The organism is Streptomyces sp. NPDC005181 (assembly GCF_040608395.1).
In the GTDB taxonomy this organism is placed as follows: Bacteria; Actinomycetota; Actinomycetes; order Streptomycetales; family Streptomycetaceae; genus Streptomyces.
This window is the reverse complement of the sequence record NZ_JBEXID010000210.1, coordinates 1-3,296: the sequence shown is the minus strand read 5'-3', so window position 1 is coordinate 3,296 and position 3,296 is coordinate 1. Positions and strand designations below refer to the sequence as shown.

At 67.4% G+C, this 3,296-nt stretch carries 4 protein-coding genes; all 4 read right to left on the bottom strand.

What is annotated here, in order from left to right; translation table 11 throughout:
- Nucleotides 1–102: 102 nt before the first annotated feature.
- The 4 genes from ABZV38_RS39920 to ABZV38_RS39905 all read right to left on the bottom strand — a co-directional run bounded on the left by ABZV38_RS39920 (nt 103) and on the right by ABZV38_RS39905 (nt 3,286).
- Nucleotides 103–1,542, bottom strand: coding sequence for an NF041680 family putative transposase (locus tag ABZV38_RS39920; RefSeq protein ID WP_356333815.1), 1,440 nt, complete (start codon nt 1,540–1,542; stop codon nt 103–105).
- A 136-nt stretch (nt 1,543–1,678) separates the two neighbouring features.
- Nucleotides 1,679–2,218, bottom strand: a complete 540-nt coding sequence (locus ABZV38_RS39915; protein WP_356333812.1) for a CbrC family protein — start codon at nt 2,216–2,218, stop codon at nt 1,679–1,681.
- Nucleotides 2,219–2,274: 56 nt separating this feature from the next.
- On the bottom strand, nt 2,275–2,610 hold the full coding sequence (locus ABZV38_RS39910; RefSeq protein WP_356333810.1) for a hypothetical protein: 336 nt from the start codon (nt 2,608–2,610) through the stop codon (nt 2,275–2,277).
- 127 nt (nt 2,611–2,737) lie between these two features.
- Nucleotides 2,738–3,286: a TerD family protein gene (locus tag ABZV38_RS39905; RefSeq protein WP_356333817.1), complete on the bottom strand. Its 549-nt coding sequence runs from the start codon at nt 3,284–3,286 to the stop codon at nt 2,738–2,740.
- Between the last annotated feature and the right edge of the window lie 10 nt (nt 3,287–3,296).

Below are 3,296 nucleotides of genomic sequence, written 5' to 3'. Positions count from 1 at the left end.
ACCCGCTACGACGTCGGGAAAACCACCAAACGACCCGAGAGCATCACCGAACGCGACCAAGACAAAGCTCGCAAAGGTTAAATTTCAAGCTCAGCTTGTTCTTTATGGTCTGAGCCGGTCGCGTTCGATGACGCTCGCGGGTCGTCTGGCCGTTTTACCCACGTCGTAGCGGGTGGTGGGCCGCCGGTTCTTCGAGCCGAGGGGCCTGCCAGGGCCGGGCCGGTTCGGTTTGGGCGCACGGGCTGGACATGGCAGGTGAGCGCGGAGGTTTCGAAACCCTCGGCGGACCCGGGCCGGGGTGAGCCGGCCAGGCTTGGCGGGACGTTCCCAGGGCCGACGGAGGTCCTCAGCGAGTGGGCGGGTGAGCCGGAGCTGAGTGTGGGCAGTGATGATCAGCCATGTCCAGCGGTCGGCAGACTCGGGGGTGCGGATCTGAGGGCGAGTCCAGCCAAGGGTCTGTTTTGCCATCCGGAAGGTGTGCTCAAGATCGAATCTGCGGAGGAAGGACTGCCAGCGAAGGTCGACGCTGGCAGCGCTCATGCCGGTCTGGGAGGACCACAGCCATACCGGCAGTGGGTCTCCTCCGCCGGGCAGGTGGTCGACCTGGAGGCGGATCAACGTGCCCTCGATGACGGGAAGTACGCCGTCGTGGCCGATCCAGGCCGAGCGGGTGGTGAGCCGCGGGTGGATCCGGTCCCAGGCCATCGCCTCTGCGGTCCCGTAGCGGTCGGTGACCTGCGCGGTATCCGCGTCCGGCTCGCCCCAGGTCTCCGGCTTGGCGAAGCGGAACTCCTTGCCGTGTTTGGGCGGCCGGCCGCCCTGCGGCGGCGAGATCCACGGCGTGGGGACGGGCTTGCGCATCACTCGGTCCGACCGCAGTCGTCCCAGCACCTCGACGGGGAGGCCGTCGAGCAGGTGAGCCATGCGCGGGGCGTCGTAGCCGGCGTCGAAGACGACGAGGATGTCGGCGTCGCCCTCCTTCCACTGCCCGCCCACGACGAGGTCCTCGACGCGGCGGACCTGGCGTGCGGTGACCACTGCGACGTCGTCCTCGGGGCCGAGCCGGACCGCGTCCAGAAGCTGGCACCACGACGTCCGCCCGGTCTCCAGCGCCGCGACAAATGAGTAGGGCCAGCCGGGGATCATCAGGTGCTGGTCCCGGCCCCGGCCGTAGGTATGGCAGAACAGACGCTCCGCACTCGTCGGAGCGTCCGGCCGCAGCCAGTTGCTCACATCGACGGCCAGGACCAGCCGGTCGTCCGCGGCCTTGGGCTGCGGCAGCGCGGCCAGCGTCCGTCGCAGCCGGGCGACGTCGATACGACCATGATTCAAGGCCGAGTACAGGGCTCCGTGCCCGCGCCGGTGCTCGGCCAGCAGTGTCAGGTCCACCGGTGTGGTCACCGGGCCATCCGCGCACAGCAGCGCGTCCGCCAGTTCGAACAGTTCGTCACGGCGGGCACGAAGGCACGCGTAGAAGTCGTCCCGAAAGCGTGACGCCACAGCGAACGCTTCCCGCTGGACATTGTGATGCAGCAGACTCACCCCCGACGGCGGTCTTGGAACGGGTGAAACTCGCGCTCTGGTCAGCACGAAGGATCACGCCAAGACCGCCGTCCGCGTACGCCGAACTCCCAGGTGAGTGAACCCGTTCGGGACGGCGTTCGACCCGCCTCACGGTCTATGCAAAGTCGGAGTATGCGAGGTGCGTCGCGCAGACCCGGCACCGGAAGAGATACGCCGTCGGCTGGCCGTCCTTGTCCAGCAAGCCAAGGAAGTGCTCGACCCGGTCCGACGACCAGCCCGAACCGCCTACCTCCTGTCGCAGCACCTCCAGTGCGTCAGGGCGAACCGCTAGCTCGGCAGCCCCGACACAGCCCAGGAACGCGGCACCGTCACCGCAGTGGAAGAACCACTGGGGTTCCTGCCACGCGGCGAAGCCCGGAGTGCGTCCGTCGACTGCCGAGAAGACCCCGATCGGCACGTCATCGCCCAGACACGTTCCCGCCGTGAAATGCGCGTCGAATCGTTCGGCGACGCTGCCGTTCGCGATGCACCACGGACACAGCCGGTCCGTGAGGTCCTCGACCGCGTAGACCGGGCCCGTGTAGATGTACCCGCGTTTCCGTCCACAGCAGATGCAGACCGCATCAGAAGGGACCACCACGCCCGTGGCTACGGGGTCGGGATGGTAGGGGAACTCAGGAAGCAGCTCAGTCACAACCCGGGACCGTAACAGTCAGCACGGACAGTCAGCCGCGACCATAAAGAACAAGCTTAGGGTGACCATGACTGCAGAGCCTTCGTCGATCGTAGTCGCTGCGGTTGGGGCTGCTCCGGACCGTGACACAGCGAGGTCAGGCGTGCGACGAGGTCGGCGTTCTCTGCCAGGCTCTCGCCGACCACAGCGGCGGCGGCTCGCTGGTCCGCGTTCATTTCTGAAACGGCGGTGAAGAGCTGGTCGGCCAGGCCGGCTCCGTCACCGTCCAACGCCCGCTGTACCTGGTGCTGGATGTTGGTGGGCATGAAGATCCGGGTGCCGGATGCCTGCCACAGCCGGAACCAGAGAACAGCCCTGGCGGGCCCCGAGCCGATCGAGCGTCTCAGCGCCACTCTGTAGCCCCGGGCCGTAGGCGCGTCTGCTGCCATGGCTGTGACGGCCGCGTCTCGTCCTCTACCGCTGGCGAGCGCCACGATGGCGGGCGGGGACACCGCGTGGCCAAGCACGGTGCTGGCTGCGTCAGGCCTCCACGTTGATGCCGTAGTCGGTGGCCAGGCCCGCGAGGCCGGTGTCGTAGCCCTGTCCGACGGCACGGATCTTCCAGTCTGATGCGCGGCGATAGATCTCTGCGGCGATGGTCACGGTCTCGCCGGAGGTGAAGGGGTCTGGCCGGAAGCGGAGTCGGGTGCTGGGCTGCGAGATGTTCGCCTGCCATGTGGTGCGGCGGTCGAAAGTGGCGGCCGGCTCGGCCTGGAGGTCGATGCTGACGATGACGGCGATGGTGTGGACGGCGGTGGGGATGTGGTCGAGGTCGGCTGTGATGGTGTCGCCGTTGGCGTGGATGCCGTCGTGGTGGGGGTGGTTGTAGAAGACGAGGTCGTTGTCGTCGCGGACTTTGCCGTTGCTGTTGAGCAGGACGGCGGACACGTCGAGGGGGGCGCCGGTTGTTGTGATCCGGACAGCTACATGCCCGCCGGTTCCTAAGAGCCTGTCGGGTGGCTGATCATGCGTGAAGCGTGACGGTCGTGATCTGCCCTCCGGGCATGGCGACGGCCCCGGAATGATCACGTGGTGTGTG